Source organism: Streptomyces sp. NPDC088733 (assembly GCF_044751185.1).
Classification (GTDB): Bacteria; Actinomycetota; Actinomycetes; order Streptomycetales; family Streptomycetaceae; genus Actinacidiphila.
On the sequence record NZ_JBIVLH010000048.1, the window covers coordinates 1 to 19,158 of the forward strand.

General features: G+C 67.7%; 17 protein-coding genes and 4 pseudogenes. 12 read left to right on the top strand and 9 right to left on the bottom strand.

Annotated features, from left to right (window positions below):
• Positions 1-95: 95 nt before the first annotated feature.
• Complete coding sequence (locus tag ACIP64_RS40660) at positions 96-311, bottom strand: hypothetical protein (RefSeq protein WP_401597689.1); 216 nt, start codon at positions 309-311, stop codon at positions 96-98.
• Positions 312-574: 263 nt separating this feature from the next.
• Here ACIP64_RS40660 and ACIP64_RS40665 point away from each other — a divergent pair, with 263 nt between their 5' ends.
• A complete protein-coding gene (locus ACIP64_RS40665) occupies positions 575-1,012 on the top strand; it encodes a hypothetical protein (protein WP_401597692.1) in 438 nt (145 codons plus the stop codon).
• A 114-nt stretch (positions 1,013-1,126) separates the two neighbouring features.
• Positions 1,127-1,306: pseudogene (locus ACIP64_RS40670) on the top strand (IS701 family transposase); the annotation flags it as partial.
• A 718-nt stretch (positions 1,307-2,024) separates the two neighbouring features.
• Here the strand turns inward: ACIP64_RS40670 and ACIP64_RS40675 are convergent.
• On the bottom strand, positions 2,025-2,492 hold the full coding sequence (locus ACIP64_RS40675; RefSeq protein ID WP_401597695.1) for a winged helix-turn-helix transcriptional regulator: 468 nt from the start codon (positions 2,490-2,492) through the stop codon (positions 2,025-2,027).
• Between the two features lie 283 nt (positions 2,493-2,775).
• Between ACIP64_RS40675 and ACIP64_RS40680 the strand changes: the two genes are divergently transcribed.
• The 5 genes and pseudogenes from ACIP64_RS40680 (at position 2,776) to ACIP64_RS40700 (ending at position 7,354) form a co-directional block, all read left to right on the top strand.
• Entirely contained in the window at positions 2,776-3,201 is a 426-nt protein-coding gene (locus ACIP64_RS40680; protein ID WP_401597697.1) for a nuclear transport factor 2 family protein, read from the top strand.
• A 166-nt stretch (positions 3,202-3,367) separates the two neighbouring features.
• Entirely contained in the window at positions 3,368-4,102 is a 735-nt protein-coding gene (locus ACIP64_RS40685) for a flavin reductase family protein (RefSeq protein ID WP_401597699.1), read from the top strand.
• 128 nt (positions 4,103-4,230) lie between these two features.
• Entirely contained in the window at positions 4,231-5,331 is a 1,101-nt protein-coding gene (locus tag ACIP64_RS40690) for an IS701 family transposase (protein ID WP_401597702.1), read from the top strand.
• Positions 5,332-5,742: 411 nt separating this feature from the next.
• Positions 5,743-6,027 (top strand): annotated as a pseudogene (locus tag ACIP64_RS40695) (transposase); the annotation flags it as partial.
• A gap of 349 nt (positions 6,028-6,376) precedes the next feature.
• Positions 6,377-7,354 (top strand): helix-turn-helix domain-containing protein, encoded by a 978-nt coding sequence (locus ACIP64_RS40700; RefSeq protein WP_401597704.1) that lies wholly within the window; start codon positions 6,377-6,379, stop codon positions 7,352-7,354.
• 331 nt (positions 7,355-7,685) lie between these two features.
• On the opposite strand, the gene ACIP64_RS40705 is transcribed toward ACIP64_RS40700, so the two are convergent.
• A complete protein-coding gene (locus ACIP64_RS40705; protein WP_401597706.1) occupies positions 7,686-8,759 on the bottom strand; it encodes a Gfo/Idh/MocA family protein in 1,074 nt (357 codons plus the stop codon).
• 255 nt (positions 8,760-9,014) lie between these two features.
• Here ACIP64_RS40705 and ACIP64_RS40710 point away from each other — a divergent pair, with 255 nt between their 5' ends.
• A complete protein-coding gene (locus ACIP64_RS40710; RefSeq protein WP_401597709.1) occupies positions 9,015-9,596 on the top strand; it encodes a TetR/AcrR family transcriptional regulator in 582 nt (193 codons plus the stop codon).
• A gap of 67 nt (positions 9,597-9,663) precedes the next feature.
• Here ACIP64_RS40710 and ACIP64_RS40715 read toward each other — a convergent pair whose 3' ends face one another.
• A complete protein-coding gene (locus ACIP64_RS40715; RefSeq protein WP_401597712.1) occupies positions 9,664-11,154 on the bottom strand; it encodes an MFS transporter in 1,491 nt (496 codons plus the stop codon).
• A 470-nt stretch (positions 11,155-11,624) separates the two neighbouring features.
• Between ACIP64_RS40715 and ACIP64_RS40720 the strand changes: the two genes are divergently transcribed.
• From ACIP64_RS40720 to ACIP64_RS40730, 3 genes are all read left to right on the top strand, one after another.
• The gene (locus ACIP64_RS40720) at positions 11,625-12,227 is read left to right on the top strand and encodes a nuclear transport factor 2 family protein (RefSeq protein WP_401597714.1); all 603 of its coding nucleotides are present in this window, start codon (positions 11,625-11,627) and stop codon (positions 12,225-12,227) included.
• Between the two features lie 46 nt (positions 12,228-12,273).
• The gene (locus ACIP64_RS40725; RefSeq protein WP_401597717.1) at positions 12,274-13,254 is read left to right on the top strand and encodes an NADP-dependent oxidoreductase; all 981 of its coding nucleotides are present in this window, start codon (positions 12,274-12,276) and stop codon (positions 13,252-13,254) included.
• A 190-nt stretch (positions 13,255-13,444) separates the two neighbouring features.
• Positions 13,445-13,855 (top strand): transposase, encoded by a 411-nt coding sequence (locus ACIP64_RS40730; RefSeq protein WP_401597720.1) that lies wholly within the window; start codon positions 13,445-13,447, stop codon positions 13,853-13,855.
• Between the two features lie 6 nt (positions 13,856-13,861).
• Here the strand turns inward: ACIP64_RS40730 and ACIP64_RS40735 are convergent, their stop codons facing one another.
• Positions 13,862-14,590 (bottom strand): DUF2625 family protein, encoded by a 729-nt coding sequence (locus tag ACIP64_RS40735; RefSeq protein ID WP_401597723.1) that lies wholly within the window; start codon positions 14,588-14,590, stop codon positions 13,862-13,864.
• A gap of 276 nt (positions 14,591-14,866) precedes the next feature.
• Positions 14,867-15,433 carry a hypothetical protein gene (locus tag ACIP64_RS40740; protein ID WP_401597725.1) on the bottom strand — a complete coding sequence of 189 codons (567 nt, stop codon included), beginning with the start codon at positions 15,431-15,433 and terminating at the stop codon, positions 14,867-14,869.
• 493 nt (positions 15,434-15,926) lie between these two features.
• On the opposite strand from ACIP64_RS40740, the gene ACIP64_RS40745 reads away from it, so the two are divergent.
• Positions 15,927-16,310, top strand: a complete 384-nt coding sequence (locus tag ACIP64_RS40745; RefSeq protein WP_401597728.1) for a hypothetical protein — start codon at positions 15,927-15,929, stop codon at positions 16,308-16,310.
• Between the two features lie 126 nt (positions 16,311-16,436).
• Here the strand turns inward: ACIP64_RS40745 and ACIP64_RS40750 are convergent.
• The 3 genes and pseudogenes from ACIP64_RS40750 to ACIP64_RS40760 all read right to left on the bottom strand — a co-directional run.
• Positions 16,437-16,643 (bottom strand): annotated as a pseudogene (locus ACIP64_RS40750) (IS5/IS1182 family transposase); the annotation flags it as partial.
• Between the two features lie 497 nt (positions 16,644-17,140).
• Positions 17,141-18,250 carry a hypothetical protein gene (locus tag ACIP64_RS40755; RefSeq protein WP_401597730.1) on the bottom strand — a complete coding sequence of 370 codons (1,110 nt, stop codon included), beginning with the start codon at positions 18,248-18,250 and terminating at the stop codon, positions 17,141-17,143.
• Positions 18,251-18,321: 71 nt separating this feature from the next.
• Positions 18,322-19,070: pseudogene (locus ACIP64_RS40760) on the bottom strand (hypothetical protein); the annotation flags it as partial.
• Between the last annotated feature and the right edge of the window lie 88 nt (positions 19,071-19,158).

Sequence of the window (19,158 nt, forward strand, 5' to 3'; positions counted from 1 at the left end):
CTACTCTCCGCACAAGACACCGTCCCCGCCGCCAGTTAGCCACCGCAGCTGGAACCCAAACTGTGGGGCAGGTCAACCTGTCACCCAACGCTGCATCAGACCCCAAGCACTTCGGGTGTCTCTTTACGTATTGCAGCATGGATGACGACTTCACCCTGCCGAGGTTCCACAGCCAGCCCAAGGAGATCGGGGCCGATCAGCCCCAATGCAGCCTGCGCTGTCATGAGTAGAAGGTAGTTCCGGCGAAGCAGCGCACCTTCTTCCTCGTCAGTCAGGTCGGGGTTGTAGTACTGCTGAGCCGGGTGCGCCATGGGCCCACAGTAGCGAGGTACTCCAGTGCGAAAGTCCGAGACGAAGACGGCACCGGCGTTGGGCCGTCTCTGGGCCGTCCGAGGGCGCGCAACGACAGTCAACGCTGACAACCGTTGACCGCTCGATCGCAGGTCACAGCGTTGATCGTCCAGTACTCCAGCTGTAGATCTTGATCTTGGCCTGTAGGCGGACAGCCTCTCGGTCGGCTTCTGCTGGCCGCTGGCAGGTAGACCGGGCCCGGTGGAACGGGCACTATGCGCCGGTGAGCATCGTCATCAAGTTCTTCGTGGCACCGGACGCGGAAGCTGCCGCTGCTGTCGCGGAGTGTGGTCCCGACGGGGTCTTCGAGTCCCTGACCTTCGGCAACTTCGATGTCGAGGAGGCTCTGATCGAGTGGGAGGGCATCTTCACCGGTCGGAGCTTTGAGGAAGTCCTGGACGATGATGTTCCCGAGACTGTTGTCGACTCGGACAACGGCGATGGTCCGCTCGTCCTCGCCGTCTCCGGCACCCTTCGAGATGCCCTGTGCACTGCCGTCGGGCACCGGCTCGCTGAAGTCAGCCGGCTGTGGGTAGCCGAGCGGGCGGTAGACGGCGAGGACTTCGACCCCGAGATCGCCGTGTGGATCCTGAGCGGCTTGGCCAACCTGGCCCGTGCCGTCCGCGAGGGAGACGAGAACCTGTATTGCTGGGTGGCGTAGAAAGGGTGTGGCCACCGGTGATCATCTTCGGTTGTGCGGACAGACGAAGATCAGCCGATGGCCGTGGGCCACAGCGTAGACCCTGCCCGGTGGCAGCCGGTTTTCGACGACCTGATGGCGAGGGTGGCAAGGCGGTTCGCCCGGGTCGAGCCGCGTCGCAGGGCACGGGCCTTCGTGCTGGGCCTGCTGGCAGAGTTGCCGCGGAAGAACTGCTGGACGATCGCGGAGCATGCCGGTGACAGCAGTCCGGCCGGTATGCAGCAGCTGCTGAGCCGCGCGTCCTGGGACGCCGACGACCCGCCGCCACCCGAACGGGTCAGAAACCCACGACACCGTCCTGCCCACCGAACTCACCGCATAGCCTCAAGGAAGAGATCACCGAGTGGCCGTCAATACACCTCTCCAACGGACGTGACCTGCAACTGATGCTTGTTGCTGGTAAGCCCGTCTGACGGCGGCTGGATGTGCGGCGGATCGCGGCGTTATGGCTGGAGCGTGCGACGAATGAACTCCTCGCCGCTGGTCGGCGGTGTGGCCTCGCAGAAGGCCGCGATCACGCCAGCTCCGCGTCGAATGGCGGTCTGGCCGGTGTGTCGGGAAACGCAGAGAAGCGCTGCAGTCACCCCGCAACCTCACTTGATTGAAGCTGGCGCCTTTATTCTTCAACAGCAGACATTCGGGCGACCACAGACGAATGGTGAGAACCTTGCAGATTGGTCCGCCAGATGGCGGATCTTGCGGGAGGGGGCATGATACTGGCGGGCAGCCCTGGAGTCCCTGTAGACCGCCGCTCCTGGAAGCGTCAGGGAATTGCACGGGACCTGCTCATCAGGTTGAAGGGCGGCGCGCTTCAGGCACCGGAGCACCGTGCACTCCGCCAGCCCGACGGCCTGGAATCCCGGTGGAGTCACTTCGATCCGGCGCCTCTCCCCGCACTTCCGCCGTCCCACGCAACCCAGGTGATGCCCGTGGGCCGGTGGATGCGGGGCGATCGTTGACGAGCGGGTTGCCGTCAGGAAGACAGCCTGACGGCCCCGGGGCCGGTGAGCGGCCTCACCTCGGAGCCGGAAACCTTCTGCCCACAGGAGCAGCGCAGCTCGACGTGTACCTGGCCGCCGCAGCCGGCGTGCTTCAGCAGTGCCGGCGGGCCCTCCGGGCCGCCGAGATGTGTGTCTCCGTACTGCAGGAGGGCGGCCAGAACCCACTGCAGGTCGTGGGCGGGCGACGTGAGGTGGTATTCCTGGCGCGCACGGTGTCCGTCCTCCCGATAGTTGCGGCGCTCCAGCAAGCCGGCGTCGACGAGTTGCTGCAAGCGTTCGGTCAGGACCCGACGGGAGACCCCGAGGTGCTCCGCGATCTCGTCGAAGCGGTGAAGACCGGCGAAGACCTCGCGCAGAATGAGCAGCGTCCACCGCTCGCCGATCAGTCTCAGGGTCGCGGCGACGCTGCAATTGTCCAGATCAAGCTCATGCCACTCCATATCGTCAGAATACCCCCAGGGTTTCCATGTGGAACTCAGCCTTGACTTTCTGAGTTCCAGAGAGAGACTTAGCTATCAGCGGGCCGTTGGCCGCACTTCTGCACCGTCGGCCCGCGAGGCCGCCCGGTGACCGCCTCGAGCCCTGTCTCTGCCCGCTGTGCGCCTGGCGAGCCGAACGGCCCCGCCCTTTTGACTTTGGGTGCTGCCGCACAACACGGGACGGACCAGATGGGTGAACACATGTTCACCCCGCATTGCACTCAGTCTTGAGCATGGAGAGAGCATGTCGAGCAACCAGATGATCGTTGATGCCTGTCGTCGCGCCTATACCGGATTCGAGGAAAACAACTCGTCCGACCTGGTGGCTCTGATGTCGCCGAACGTGGTTTTCCACTTCCCCGTCTCACTGCCCTACGGCGGGACGTTCCATGGGCGGGAGGGCTTCGCGGCCTTCTACAAGGACCTCTACGACCACTACTACGAGTACTTCAACTACGATCTGCATGCAGTTCTTGACGCAGGGTCGCACGTGGTGGTCCCGGTACGGGCCCGAGCGAAAGCGAAGAACGGCCGCACGATGGAGAACGAGCATCTCCTGCTCTTCACCGTGACCGACGGACTGATCACGGAGGCACGGCTGTACGCCGACACCGCCAAGGGGCGCGACGTACTCGAGGGCCTTAAGTCCTTTCCTTCCGCGGCCAACTGATTCCGCGACGGCGTGGCACTCCTGCCCCTACCGTGACGCTGGTGGCTGATGGCGACAGGGAAGGTGGTCGGCTCGGCGCCGACCGTGGCCAAGCGCGCGCTGCGCCCTGGCCACGCTGATCGGTCTAGGCCCGCACCGGCCGCACCTTCACCGGTGATATGCCGCCGTGCATGCCAGAGAGGTCATCAACGTGATCATAAACAGCGACGAACTTGACGCAAGATCCGCGTACAAGCTCCTCATCGGGTCGGTAACGCCGCGCGCGATCGGCTGGGTGAGCACCTTGTCGACATCCGGTGTCGCCAATCTGGCGCCGATCTCGTTCTTCACCGTAGTGAGCCGGATGCCCCCGATGGTTTCCCTGACCCTGCAGCCACGGTCGGACGGGACGCTGAAGGACACACTCGTCAACATTCGGGACAGCGGTGAGTTCGTCACCAACCTGGTCACGCTTCCACAGGCCCACGAGATGCATCGCAGTGCGATCGAGTTCGATGGCTCCCAGGACGAGTTCGAAGAGGTCGGGCTGACCAAAGAGGCCTGTGAAGTGGTCGAGGTGCCGCGTGTGAAGGACTCCCCGATCGCCATGGAATGCACGCTTGCGCGCATCATGCAGGTCGGCGACGTCAACGACCACGTCGTCTGGGGCAAGGTCGTGCGCTTCCACATCCGGGACGACGTCTACTTGCAGAACGGACGGATCGACACCGCTGCCATTCCGGCGATCGGCCGCCTCGCCGCCGAGTACACATTGGCCGACAATGCGTTCGTCACCCCCCTTCCGACGGACGTACTGAGCGAACGTCTGGGCAAGCGCAGCCACCGCCTCGACGAGCGTCCGGACGGATGGTCGCCGGTGGACAGCGCCGAGTGGTCGCCCTCCGGAGCCACCAAGGCCTGAGAGCACCGATGCCCACCCCGGCCGCACGGCGCCGTGCACGTTAGCGCCGATCGCCGCCGAGACCCAGGCCGGCAGCACGCAAGTGGAGTCGGCACGTGGCCGGGTCGAGCGCCGGGCAGCCTCCCAGCGTGATCGACGACCTTGCGGATGCTTCTCAGAACCAGGAACTCGACGAGCTCTTCATCCGTGTCGGACATCGTTTCGGCCACGCTGACCTGCGCCGCAGGATGCGTGACTACATCCGTGGTCTGCTGAGTCCGGTCGGCCGCAAGAACGGCTGGCAACTGGCCGAGTTCGTCGGCCATCGCACCCCCGACGGCTTCCAGCGACTGTTGAACAGGGCCGTCTGGGATGCCGGCGCCGTCCGTGACGACCTGCAGACCTACGTTGCCGAACAGCTCGGAGACGACGGTGGCGTCCTGATCATCGACGACACCGGATTCGTCAAGAAGGGCACCACTTCCGCGGGCGTGCAGCGCCAGTACTCCGGGACCGCCGGCCGCACCGAGAACCGCCAGATCGGGGTTTTCGCCGCCTACGCCACCGCCCGCGGCCGGGCCCTAGTGGACCGGGACCTGTATCTGCCCCGGTCATGGACCGACGATTCCCAGCGCTGCCGTGCTGCGAAAGTCCCCGAAGACCGGGCCTTCGCCACCAAGGGCGAACTGGCCAAGACCATGGTGGTGCGGGCACTCGCCTCACCGCTGACGATTGCCTGGGTGACCGCCGATTCCGCCTACGGTCAGGAATGGCGCTTCCGCCGTCTGCTGGAGGAAGCCGCCGTCGGCTACGTCCTCGCCGTCCCGAAGTCTCAGCACGTCCCTCGCTTCGGCCGCATCGACTACCTGTTCACGCAGGCCCCGCAGGTGACCGGATCCGGAGCCTGGGCAACGACGGCACAGGCGCTGGGCACGTCCTGGCACCTGGTGGCTCCTGACCAGGCGGGGTTCGGCCGTACACCCATCCCGGCGGGCTCCAGGGGTGGGCTCCGGCTGTGGACGGGGCAGGCCGCTGGCCTGATGGACGCTCTCGGCGGCGAGCACTACGCCGTGGTGGGCCACTCCATGGGGGGGGTGCCGTGGCGCTGGCGTTGGCGGCCGCGCGTCCCCAGCAGGTCACCCGTGTCGTGGCGGTCTCGACAATGGGCGCCCCCGGGGCGCCGCTGTCCGCCGAGCTCGACGCGGTCTGGGCCGCCACCGCCGGCCTCCTCGGGGCACGAGACATGTTGAGTCACCTCGTCCTCGACCAAGCGCTCGTGACCGAGTCGGCCGTCGCTGCCCGTGCAGCCGCGATGCGAGCGGGGGCGGCCGCATTCGCGTCGTTGTTCCCTCCACCTAGGGCACGTTGAGCCGACGAGCTCACCCTCTCCGCGCAAACGCTGGCAGGGGCCCGCGCGCCCGTGCTGCTCGTCCACGGCGCCGAGGACCGAGTCACCGCGCTCAGGACAGCAGCCCTACCCCTGCTCGAACACCTGGCCGATGTCCGGCTGTACGTGCTCGGCCGATGCGGGCACGTGCCGGCGCTCGAGCACCCGCACGACTTCAGGCGACTCCTGTCGTGCTTCCTCGGCCGGGAACGAGGTCACGAGGACTTGTCCGGTCGATCATGTGCTGGCCGTCCTCCGGGTCGTTGATGTGGACATGGGGCGGGGTGACTTGAGCGATGCCGAGTGGGAACGGCTGCGGCCGTTCCTACCGGTCAGCAATATGCGCTGTGGCCGGTGGCGCGATCACCCGCAGGTGATCGACGGGATGCTGCACCGGGTCCGGACCGGGGTGCAGTGGCGCGACCTGCCGGAACGGTTCGGGCCGTGGAAGACGGTCTATGAACGGCACGGGCTATGGTTGGCGGACGGGACGTGGGAACGTCTGCCACAGCAGGTCCAGGCCGCGGCCGACGCAGCCGGTGAGATCGACTGGGACGTCTCTGAGCCTGATCCAGAGCAAGTGAGCGCCGGCCCAGCAAGGCACCGCTGCGTCATGCGCCGGGAGGACTGCCGATTGGGCGTTCGCGCGGGTCTCCTTCCCGCCGCATCTCACCGTGTGGTGTCCTGCAACACGACGACTGCGGCCCCACTCGACTGCCGGCTGCGGGTCCCGGCACGATGACGCAACCCTGCACAGGCTGCCGTCCGAGACACTCGTCCTGGTCCGCCCACAGCCCAGCCCGGCGGGCAAAGCGCACGTGCCGGCCTGCCGCCCCGCGAGCGGTAAGCGACGGGGGGTGCTGCACCTCCGGGCATACGCCAGGTCCGCGCGCCCGCGTATTGGGCCGATGCCCGATCTCGACACCGTCTACCGGGCAGCCCTCGACGGGCAGTGGGACAGCGTGATCGGCCTGTCTGAGGCATCGTGGCTCGATGTGAAGAGCTCGATCTACGCTTTGGACCAGGCCGGTCCCCGCGCCGAACTGTGCAAGCACGTCGCCGCGATGGCGAATGCGCAGGGCGGCCTGCTGATGATCGGCCTGCGGACCGAGCTGGTGGACGGGCGGGAGGTCGTCGACGGGCTCAAGCCCGTCCCCCAGCGACTCGTCGACCCGGGCCGCCACCGCAAGATCCTCATGGAGCAGGTGCGGCCCCCCGTACGGGACCTCCGCGTCGACTGGGTCGCGTGCCAGGAGGACAGCGGGGTCCTCGTGCTGTACGTACCGCCGCAGCCCACGACGGACGAGCCGTTCGTGGTGCCAGCCTCGGACCCCAAGGGGCGCGAGGGCGTGGCCGTCCCCGTCCGGTCCGGGGACGACACCTCGTGGCTCAAGCCAGCCGAGCTGCAGCGGTTGCTCGCCCTGGGCTGGTCGAGCAGCGCCGCGGCGCCGGGCCCATCGGCGGCCGCCGGCGGTGACCGGACAACCGCCGAGCGCCTGTTGAGGCTGGCCCCACAGGATGCCCCCTGGCTCAAGCACCTCCGCAACGGCGGCCCGTTCCACCGCGTCCCCGCGTCGGTCAGCGACGGGGTCCACGAAGCCGCCGAGGCCTTGGCGGACGAAGTGCTGCGCTTCAGGGACCCCGACCTGGCCGCGGCCACGGAGAAATTCACCAGCGCCGTCCACGAGCTCAGCGACGTGCTCGGCGGACTGCACGCCCCACTGGATGGCCCGCTCGCGTACTTCGAGGTCCCGCCCGAATGGAAGGGGAGGGACCCGGACCGCTACTACGCGGCCCTCAGGGAGAACTCCCGGGTGGCGCAGGCGGTGCTCGAGGCCCACGGGGACTGGGTGAACAGGCTCAACGGTAAGGGCCTGCTCGCCTGACCGGGACTGTCGAACCCCTCGGCGACAGGGAGCCCTGCGCCCGCGAGCGGTTGTGCCAGGCGTCCGGGTGCTCGACCGGGCGCGTCAGTGCGGCGGCCGGGCGGTCGCGGCTCGTGCAACCGGCGCCTTCGGGCCCGGTATGACTGTTGCCCTCTGTCGAATGGATGACCTGGGGGCGCTGTCACCGGGCCCGAGGGGTGTCGTCGGAGTCGCTGATCGGGGGCCCGACCACCGTCCGGCCGGGCCCCCGACCTGGGTTTTCACCCAGGTCGGGGGCCCACGCACGTCATCCGGAACCGTTCAGGTGAATCCGTTCACGGCGGTGTTCAGGTCAGGCCGAGGGGCCCTGCATGGTGTCGATGAGCCGGTGGCGGGACAGGGCGTAGGAGAAGTCCGGGACGGTGTGGGTGCCGTCACGCAGGTCGCGGGCCAGGTGCGTGTAGAGCGCGGCGACGTTCCGGGAGGGACCCGCGAGCTCCTCGGCGATGTCGGCGCGGTATTCGGCGGGTACCTCGATCGGGGAAACGGCGGCGTCGTCACCGAAGCCCCCCTGCAAGGTGAGGTCGGCGATCTGCATGTTCCCCCAGCCCGCGGTCAGCACGAGGTCGCCGTCGGTGCCGTTGATCTCCCAGCGGAAGTTGTCACCGCGCGAGGTGCCGCCGCGGTAGAAGACCGACGCGGCCGCCCCACCCTCCAGCGTGCCGATCAGGGAGATCTGGTCGGCCGCGGTCACCGGCAGGACGCTTCCGTCCTCGGCCACGGTGACCTCCTGGCGCCCCACCACGAGGTTGGACGAGTGGTGGGTGAATTCCCCGAGGGTCGCGCTGAGCGCGTCAATGGCGTGCAGGGCGGCGGCAGTCAGCGGAGTGGCGCCCTGGGTCCTGTCGTACCAGTACGCGTGCGCCCGGGTGGTCTGCGGTCCCCAGACCATGCCCGAGCCGACCAGCGTGGTACCGATGACCCGGCCGATCCTGCCCTCGGCGATCAGTCGGCGGGCGTAGCGCAGCTCGGGGTGGTAGCGGCCCTGGAGGCCGATGACGGTGCGCACGCCGGCGGTCTCGGCGCGGCGGACCAGGTCGGCGGCCTCGGTCCCGTCCAATGCGAGCGGCCATTCGCTGTAGACGGTCTTGCCCGCGTCGATCGCGGCCGAGACCAGCTCCCGGTGGTGGGGCACCTTGACCGCCACGACCACGACGTCCACGCCCGGGTGGGCGATCAGGTCCGCGTGGTTGTCGAAGGCCGCTTCCACGCCGAAGGCGGCAGCGGCCGCGTCGGCCGACTCCTGGCGGGAGGTGCTGATCGCGCGCAGCTCGAAGTCCGGCAGCGCCTTGAGCGCCGGGACGTGGCTGATCGAGGCCCAGCCGTGCTGGCTCGCGCCGATGATGCCGATACCGATGGTGCTCATGTGTCTGCTCCTGCGAGTGTCCCGGTGACCGGGTGTGCGTACGGGCGGGCGAATGCCCTGGGTGAGAGGACGGCCGGAGACCGGTTTGCTGCTGTCTTCCTGGCCGTGTGCCTCAGTGAACACTATCTGGAACGAGGAGTAAAGAAAGACTGGTCCTGGCGCCGGACGGACAGCGAATCACGGCCCGTGCGGATGGTGCTCGCGGACCGTCGTGTTATTTGACTCATCATTCCTGATTTGGATACCCTGGTCGGCATGGCCAGGATCAGAGAGTTCGACACCGAAGTGGCGGTGGAGGCGGCAATGGACGCCTTCCGCACCAAGGGCTACGAGGGCACGTCCGTGCAGGACCTGGTGGCGGCCACCGGAGTGGGGCGGGGCTCGCTCTATGCCGCCTTCGGCAGCAAGGAGGGGTTGTATCTCGCGGCCATGGACCGTTACCGGGAGAAGCACGCCCTGCCCCTGATCGACATCCTGCGTTCCGGGGCTCCCGCGCGGGAGCTGATCCGTGAGGTGCTGCTGGGCACCGTCGACGTGATCGCGCAGGACGGCAGCCGCAGGGCTTGCATGATCGTGGGCGCGACGATGGAGCGCATCTCCCACGACGCCACGGTCGCCGCCCATGTGCGTGCCACGACCACCTCGCTGGAGGACGCGCTGTACGAGGTCATCGTGGAGGCCCGGTCGAAGGGCGAGCTGCCCGCCGGCCGCAGCCCCCGCGACCTCGCGCGGTATCTCATCGCAACGCTCCACGGGCTGCGGGTGCTGGGTGCCATCAACCCCGACCGCGCCTCCCTGACCGCGGTCGCGGAGGTCGCTCTCGACGCTCTCGGCTGACATTGCCCGTACCGGACAAGCGAAGCGCCCCGCGGCTCAGCCGCGGGGCGCTTCGCTTGTCCGATGTCTAGTGGGCGGGGTGCACGTCCAGTGCGGCGAGGTCGTCGTGGTCGGCCGCCGCTGCTTTCTGCGTGGAGGGTCTGCCCACGTTGACCGCGAACAAGGCGATGAGCGCGGCTGCGGCAAGGAAGCCCGCCGCCCACCAGTAGGCCACCGCGTAACCGTGCACCAGTGCCGCCTTGTCCACGGGGTTGGTGCCGTGGCGGGAGGCCAGATAGCCGGCCGTCGCGCGGGCGGCGATGGTGTTGAGCAGCGCGGTGCCGATGGAGCCGCCGATCTGCTGGGCGGCGCCGGTCATGGCGGAGGCGACGCCGGCGTCGCGGGCCTCCACGCCGTGGGCGCCCAGGCCGAAGGCGGGCATGAACGCGGTGCCGATGCCGACGCCCACCACCATCTCAGCCGCCGCGATGAAGGCGAAGGACGAGCCGGCGTCGAGCAGCGAGAGCATCAGTACGCCGATGCCGGAAACCGCGTATCCGGCGCTCATCAGCACGCCGGGGCGCACGCGGTGGAAGAGGCGGGCGCCGATCTGGGTGGAGCCGATGGCCTGCAGGACCGCCATGGGGATGAAGGCCAGCCCGCTCATCACCGGCGAGTAGCCCTTGACCAGTTGGAAGTAGTAGCTCAGGAAGAGGAACATGCCGAACATGGCGATCACGGACAGGCCCAGGGACAGGTAGGCCCCGGCCCGGTTCCGCTCGGTCAGGACGCGCAGCGGCAGCAGCGGCGACTTCGCCTTCGACTCGAGTAGGACGAAGGACGCCAGCAGCAGCACGGACAGGACGAACATGCCGATGGTCAGGGTCGAGCCCCAGCCGTCGCCCTCCGCCTTGGCGAAGCCGAAGACGAGGGCGACGGTGCCGCCGGTGGCCAGTACGGCTCCGGGCAGGTCGAGGCGCTCACGGCGGGTGTGCCGGCTGTCGGCCCCCACCAGTCTCAGGACGCCGACGATGCCGATCGCGGCGATCGGCAGGTTGATGTAGAAGCCCCAGCGCCAGTTGACGTACTGCGTCAGGACACCGCCCAGCAGCAGGCCGGCGCCGCCGCCGGCCGTGGCGATGGCACCGTAGATGCCGAACGCCTTCGCCCGCTCCTTCGCGTCGGTGAATCCCAGTGAGATCAGCGCGAGTGCGGCGGGGGCGAGCAGCGCGCCGAACACGCCCTGAAGCGCGCGCGCCGTCAGCAGCGTGGGGAGGTTGGGTGACAGGCCGCCGATGGCCGAGGCCACCGCGAACCCGACAAGGCCGATGAGGAAGATCTTCTTGTGGCCCCGCAGGTCCGCCAGTCGTCCGCCGAGGACGAGCAGGCCGCCGAAGGCGAGGCCGTAGGCGGTGATGACCCACTGCCGGCCGCCGTCGGAGAAGCCCAGGTCGTGCTGCGCGGACGGCAGGGCGATGTTCATGATCGCCCCGTCCAGGAAGACCATCAGCTGGGCGATGCCGATGAAGATCAGCGCTTTCCAGCGCCGGGGGTCCGGTTGAAGGGCGGTCGTGGACATGCGCGTGCTCCTGGGGGAAGGGCGAGAGGAAAGGGAGAGGTCGACCCCTGCGGGTCAGGACCTCTCGGCCTGCGGCCGGTCGCTCGTTGCCTGAAGAGGCAAAAACGCCAAGATTATGGAACGAGCGTATCAGTACCTGAAGAGGGCACGGTCCGGCGCCCTCCAGCCAACCCCAGACCCACGTCCACAGCGAAGACCTTGCGGTTCCTGCCACGCGGGCACCTCCGCCATGACATCCGGCGGTCGATTCACGATCGCCATTCCAATAAATTGACCGCACGTTCCAGTATGTGTAGAGTCTGTCTTGCCCGGCACGGTTGTGGTCACGAACCTGCCGACGCGGCCCTGCCCCCAAGGGGCGGGGTCAGCCGCGAAAGCCGGGACCCACACGTCGCATCGGCTTCGCGAATCGCCGAACGGGCGCTCCCCGAACACCGGCACCCGCATGCCGCACCAGAAAAGGGACAGCAATGACCTCCGACCGCAGCACGACCCCCTCCCACCGCCGGTTCTCCAAGAAGGCGGGCATGGTGACGGCCGCCGCCCTCCTCCTGGCCGGAGGAGTGGCGACCGGTACCGCGACGGCCAGTTCGCACCACTCGCACAACGACAACGCCGGCAGCGCTTCCCTCGCCGCGACCGTCCGCAACCTCGCGGACATCCAGGGCATCGAGAAGCTGAAGGCCCGCTACTTCCAGGACATCGACACCAAGCAGTGGGCCGATCTCCAGGCGCTGTTCACGCCCGACGCGCACATCAACACCGGCCAGGAATTCAACAGCCCCGCGGAACTGGTCAAGGCCACCAAGACCCTGATCGCCGATGCCCCCACCGCGCACCAGGGACTCCTTCCGAACATCACGGTCAAGGGCGACACGGCAACCGGCACCTGGGTCATGGAGGACTACGTCAACCTGAAGGCAGGCGGCGGTTTCCACGGCTACGGCCAGTACCACGACACCTACAAGCGCATCCAGGGACGTTGGTACATCACCGGATCGGTGCTGGAGCGGTACCGCATGGACACCCTCCCCGACACGGGCCCCTACCAGGCCCCGCCGAAGACCAACTGACCCGCCACAAGGCCCCTGGGGCTGCCGCACCCCAGGAAGGAGAACGATGAAAGCCATCGGAGTGGTCCGCTTCGGAGGACCGGAAGCCCTGGAGATCTTCGAGATCCCCGAGCCGCACGCCGGTCCCGGCCAGGTCCGCATCCGGGTCCATGCCGCGACCGTCAACCCGGGGGACCGCTACCTGCGCAACGGAGCGATCGCCCACCTGGCGCCGGGACCGCCCTACATCCCCGGCATGGAGGCGGCCGGCGTACTGGACGAGATCGGCCCCGAGTCGGTGACCGGCCTGCGTGTCGGTGACCGGGTGACGGCCATGACCATGCCTCTCACGGAACACGCCGGCGGCTACGCCGAATACGTGGTCCTCCCCGCCAGTTGGGTCGTCCGCGCGCCGGCCGGCGCCACGTACGCCCAGGCCGCGACCCTCCCCATGAACGGCCTCACCGCCAGGCAGGCCCTCGATCTGCTCGCCCTGACCCCGGGACAGACCCTCGCCGCCACCGGCGCGGCCGGCGTCGTCGGTGGATACGCCGTCCAGCTCGCCAAGGCCGACGGCCTGACCGTCATCGCCGACGCCTCACCCGCCGACCGGGAGCTCGTGCACGCGCTCGGCGCCGACACCGTGGTACCCCGCGGGGCCGCCGTCACCGACCACATCCTGCGAGCGGCCCCCGGCGGCGTGCACGGCCTCCTGGACGCGGCCGTCCTCGGCTCGGCCACCCTCGCCCCCGCGGTCCGGCCCGGCGGAGGGATCGCCGTACTGCTCGGCGAAGGCGTCAAAGCCATGCCGCCGGGCGAGCTCGGCCGCCGCTCCGTCCGCCTGCACTCGGTCAACGTCCCCGACTCTCTCGGCGACCACGCGCGACTCGACCGCCTGCGTGGCCAGGCGGAGGACGGCGTCCTCACTCTGCGGGTCGCCGGGGCCTTTCCGCCGGAACAGGCCGTCGACGCCCACCGCCTCCTCGAAGCCAGGGGTGTCCGCGGCCGCCTCGTCCTGCAGTTCCGGGACGAGGACGCGGACGGGTGATCGCGATGTGCTTGGCGGCCTGGGCGAATTCGTCCAACAACACGGTCAGCTGCGCGATCTGCTCGCGACCGCTCGCGGACCTCCGGGCGGGCGAGCAGGGCACCGAGGATGTGTCACAGCCAACCTCGTTACGACCTGAACAGGGCGAACTCCCCTACTTGGGCTTCCGCCTGTCCCAACAAATGGACAGATGGCCGACGCGCGCTTCTTCAACGACGAGCCCTTCCTCAACAACGAGGAAGGACCCGACCTGCTCGGGCACGGACGGTCCGCAGAGCATGCGATCAGCTTGCTGGACCGGGTCGGCTCCCGCCGCGGACCGCGGCGACGACGGCCCGCCAAGCTCCACGGTGACAAGGGATACGACTACGACCACCTGCGCCGATGGCTGCGTTCCCGGAACATCACCCCGCGCATAGCGCGCGAGGGCATCGAATCCTGCCAACGCTTGGGCGGTCACCGGTGGACCGTGGAGCGCACCGTCGAATGGTTGACCGGGTGTCGCCGCCTACACCGTCGCTACGAACGCAAGGCCGAACACTTCCTCGCCTTCGCCAGCATCGCCGCCACCCTCATTTGCTTCCGGCGTCTGGGTAGGTGAGCCAGCTCATGCGACGCCGAGGAAGCCCGGGTCCGCTCCGTCGAACTGAAGGCACGAGTCATGGCTCAGGCCCAGGAGTTCTGCCATGGGCACCGCACGACGGCTGGTCGCCAACAGGTCCTGGCGGGCCTCGGCAGACCACAGCGGCGGGAAGAACGACAGCCCCTGCCGCCCAGTCAGCGCGGAGACCTCGCTGCGCCAGCCGTCCCACCGCAGGTCCGCGTAAAACTCATCGAGTCCTCCCGCGAAGATCCAGGACAACCAGGCCGAGTGGCCGGCACCCAGAGACGTCCAGCCAAGGGCGTCGGGGGCAAAGTAAGCGACCTCGTCCGGCTCGCCTGGCCGACCGGCCGAACCGGGATCGGCTCCGTTAAGGACAAAGACCCCGCCCAGCACATCGTGCGCAACCACGAGTCCCGCTCCCGGTCGCCATGCCGGATCGAAGGTTGAGGGCATCGCGTTGACCTCGGCCAGACTCAGCAATGCCTCGGCGTCAGTGCCACGGGGGCTGCCGAAGATCCGCAGCCATCCGCCGTCCACGAGTAGACCGCCGCAGTTCAGCACAATCCCGCCCAGGTTCGACCGGGCGGAGACTTGTAGTTGACGTAGGCCAGCGCGGCCTACCCCAGCATCGGCAGGCAGCACCTCGACGGGAACACCGGTACCGGCCAGCACTTCGAGAAGGGCTGGCCAGGCCGGATCGTCGACGTAGATCAGCTCATTGACCTCGCGCATCCCCGCATCGTCGCACCGCCACCATAGGCCCGGCCCACCGGGGCACCCTGGCTTTGGCTCACCAAACGAGATGACCTCTTAGGAGCGAGGTGGGGCGGCCCTTGTCCTGACCTGGGGTTCCATGCCCTGGGTGGAGTCCGGCAGCACGCACCCTGGCGCACTTCTCTTCCCCGTGGGACCCCGCTCGTTCTGGCAGGGAGTGGCACGCGAGACTTTGGGTTGGTGTGTCTCTTCCCTGCTGCCACGGTCTGCAGGTGTGTGCCGTGCGCGTATCGGTCAGAAGGGAGGTTCGAGATCACCGTTGCCATCGCTGTGCGGCTCCCAGTCCTCGACCTTCTCCGAAAGAGGCTCAGGGCCGGGCGGATGGTGGCCCCATGTTTTGAGGGCCTTCCACGCGACGCGCCGGTTGGGCTCGTAGCTGCTGGTGTCCAGGATGCGGCGCGCGTGCCAGGCGAGGTGATCACGGTCCTCGGCGAGCGCGGGGTGTTCGGCGAGGATGAGCGCGGCGATGACGGCGGCTTCGTACACGTTCTTGTGGCTGTCCTGCAGGAAGGACGCGACGGCCCGGTAGAGCATCGGACGCAACTCCCGGAAGGCCGCCACGGTGGTGTCCGGGGCGAAGTCTGGCCAGTACTCCTCGTTGCGGGCGACGATCTCGTCGGAGGCGTCGTGAAGCGTGGAAGCCAGCCAGCCCAACAACGTCGCGCGGATGGGGATGTCGCCATAGGGCCGTCGCGTCATGGCCGCCGGGTGGGTGAGGATGGCAGCGACGTACATGGCGGCGGGAGCGGTGGCTTCGTAAATAGTGTTCTGGTGGCCGACCAGCTCACGCAGCTCCTGCAAGCCGTGACCTGGACCTTGGGATCGGGCTCCAAAAGTTGCGTCAGAACCTTGGGAACGTCCTCACCGGACCCGACAGGCATCTGGAACGAACCCCAGTCGGTTTCCGCCAGGACAACCTGATAGGGCGGCAAGTCAGGCTCGCGGGGTGCCCCGGCATTGGAACGGCTGCTGGTCACAGGCCAAATCTAGACCAGACTTCTGACACCGTCCCCTTCCGGGTCAGTCCCTCTGTCTGCGGTCCGGCCACGCTGCTGCGCGTGTGGCATGTCACCAGTTTGGAAGACTGAGGGGTTACCGCTGTTCCCCGTGGCTCCCCGTGCACCGCCTCACCTGGCACGGCTGTGGCACGCTCGATCCCCTCGATGTGAACTATGGGCACGACGGTCGCTGAGGTCTGCGGGGCGCATCAGTCGGCCCCCAGGAGCCGGTGACGGTCATCCGTGGGTGCCTAGGGTCTGTCCGGCGGATCTTCGATCGGTATGGTCATAGGATCATGAGGGTTCTGATCTTGCTGTTCGCCGCGTTTGTCGTTTTCGTCGTGCCAACCGCCTTAGTTTGGCTGCTGGGGCAGCGAGCGAGGGTACCTGACTGGATGATGCTGATCGTTTTCTTGCCGGCCGGGTGGCTGACAGTGTTCGTCGGCGGGTTCCTCTGGCAGCGTGCGCAGCTGAGCCTGTTTCCCGAAGCGTCGCCCTGCTACGGGACAAGCGGCGCTGTCTCGCAGTATTTCCCGCCCGACTCGTTCTGCCTCCACCAAGACGGGGAGTTGCGGACGGTCAATGGGCCGAATGCCAAGCTCGTGTTCTGGACCGCCGCCAACACCACCTTGGCGACGGCTGTTGCCGCTGCCTTTGCGCGGCATCGTCACGGATCTTGATCGCGCTCGTCAAAGGCGACGTGGGCACGACCGTCGTCGGATAGCCGGGTTACACAAAACGCTTCGGCTACCCGTCGCTTGGAGGCCGAGCTGGGCGCGGCGGCCGTTTTGATCCTGTTGTACAGATCAGGAGCGCAGCCATAGGCGGATCGAGGCGACTGTGGCGGTGCCGTGGAAGATGTAGGCGCGTTTGTCGTACCTCGTGGCCACGGCCCGGGAGTTCTTCAGCGCGTTGATCGTGCGCTCCACTTCGTTCCTGCGCTTGTAGGTCGCCTTGTCGAAGCCGATGGGTCGGCCACCCTTGCTTCCGCGAGCCTGGCGGTTGGCCCGTTGGTGAGCCAATCAGCCGAGAAGGCACAGAAAAAACGAGTGCCGGGGAATGTACGACGCCAGGCCTGTGTGTGAGCGAGCTGACCCTGCGTGGTCAGCGCATGCCGTTCGTTCGGAGACTACGACGAGCAACTCACCCCGGCGGCATGGCCGGTACCAGGCCAGGTGACCAGCCACCGCGGCCCAGGCGGCGGCAAAGGGGGATGCAGAAACGATTCCGGCACCCTGGTCCCACTTACCGTGGCAGAAGTCCGCCCGCTCCTGGCAACTCGCTGCCCGCTCCAACCCGACCGGCCGCTTCGCATCCACACGGTGAGCTCGTCGCACTGGCGACGCAAAACCGGGCCATCGCCGCCACTGCGACTATCAGCGACGACTCCATTCGTTGGTGGGGCAGTCCGGTAAGACTGCCCCGGACCAACAACCCCCGCCCTGCACTCCGAACAACGCCTCTCACCAGGCCAGAAGCGAAGCGCTGCTGGAGTACTGGGCGGGTGCGGTCAGGCCGCCTGTCCGGGGGTGCCGGCTCCGAGGAGCGGGCCCAGCATGTCCTTGAGGGCGTTGGGGTCGAACTCGGTCGCTCCGGCGGGTGCGGTAGCGGTGGTGGCCGTGTTCTTGAAGCCGAGGACCAGGGGGATGTGGGTGCCCTTGTGCTTGGTGTCGAACTGCCCCAGATCGAAAGTGATGTTGTTCAGGCTGCCGTCGTTCTCGTTGAGCTGGATCGCCGCGGTGACCGGGATGGACGGCGCATCCGTGGGGGCGGAGGTGGGCAGGCTGTCGAAGCCAGGAATGTCGCTGAGGACGGGGAAAACCTGGTCCTGGATGTCGTTGATGAGGCCACGGGTGTTCTTGGCCTTGACCTCGACTGTGTCGAGCCCGTTGGCTGTGCCCTTGTCGGCAAGGGTGACGTTCTTCTTGAAGACGTTGGTGAGCGCGTCCTTCAGCTTCTGCTGCTGGGAGGCGTTCAGGGAGGCCGCCGGGCTGGGCGTTGTCTTGCCGCTGAGCTGCTTGGCGAGCTTGGCGAACTTCTCCGGGTCGATGGACACCCAGTCGCCCTTGAGGAGCCGCTTGAGCGGAGCCATGCTGGCCGGCAGGGAGTCGGCCGCCTTCGTGATGTCGTTGAGGCCGCTGGCGGCGGTCTTGGTGTCGGCGAACTTGGCCACTGCGGCAAGGTTGAACTTGACGTATTCCTTGCCGGAGACCGCGCGAACCTCGGCCAGGTTGGTGCCGTCGCCGGTGTGGACTGCGAGCGCCATGTTCAGACTCGGGTCGACCTTGGTGGTGTTGGTGCCGTCGCCCTTGAGGGCTTCCTTCAGCGGCAGCTTGTCGGTCTTCAGGGAGACTGTGATGCCAAGACCGGCCAGCTGCTTCGCCTGGGTTTTGGTCAACTTCGGCGCGCTGCTGGTGTCCTGGGCGTCGAGGGCCAGGACCTGATCCACGGTCGCGTTGAAGCGGAAGTCGAGGGTGACTGCGTTGCTGTTGCCGAGCTCGGTAAAGGCGCCCTGGACCTTTTGTGCCGTGGTGAGTTCCTTGACCGTGCCGCAGGCGGTGGCCGCGGTGGCGACAGCGACGGCTATCGACAGGGTGGTGACAGCGAGGCGGGCACGCATGGCCGGCTCCTTCAGGAAATGCGGGCAGAACCATGCTGCCTGCAGGATGTAGGGCGAATCTTATCTTGTGTTTATCTATGCCTGAGGACGCGGGCGCATCCGTAGTCGTTGCGTCGGTTTGGGCACGCCGACGGGTGCGCGGAGCTTGTACCGGACACCTGTCGCCTTGCCCGTTTGAGCATGGTCCTTGCATGAACGCGAAGTGCAATCGCGTCCCTCGAGCCGGCAGTCGCATGGCGCCGACCAGTAGGTGAATTGAGGACGGCAACCAGGTTATGTTTCGTGCCGCCTCGGTCCATCGTTTCGGAGCGGCGACGCTTGTCGCTGTCTTCGGGTGGGTGGAAGGCTTCGACGATTCTCACCTGGGGCCATTCGCGCCCTTTGGCCTTGTGCACGGTGGACACCGTTACCTGCGCCCCGTTTTCGTCGACAAGGCGGTTGACGGCGGCCGAAATGGCGTTAGCGCCGTGCTGCTCGACGAGGTCGACCAGCGGCTGCAGGTCGCCGTCGGCGGGGTCTTGATCGGCGTCGTCCCGCACTTCGCCCCACGTGGTGAACAGCACGAGCTCCGGGTGGTGGTGCTACGGCCGTCCTCCAGGTCCCGCGCCGCATATGCCAGGGAGCGCAGGCTGTCTCCTCCCCCGGCCAGGGCGACCCGGCGGCCGAGACCGAGATGGCCGAGTCAGCGACAGGGCCGTGCCGTCGAAGCCGGCCATGACGTCCTGGCGCCGCCCCACCCGTAGAAGGCCTGCGCGGAAGTCCCGACCATCACCAGCTGGGCGTGACCGCGCTGAACGAGCAGCAGGTGCAATCCGGTCGGTCGTTGCCACCCTGGCCCGCGAGCGCCGCACGCCGCACGCAGCGGGGCGCGCCTTTGTGAGTGCGGCACCCGGGTACCGCATAAGCTC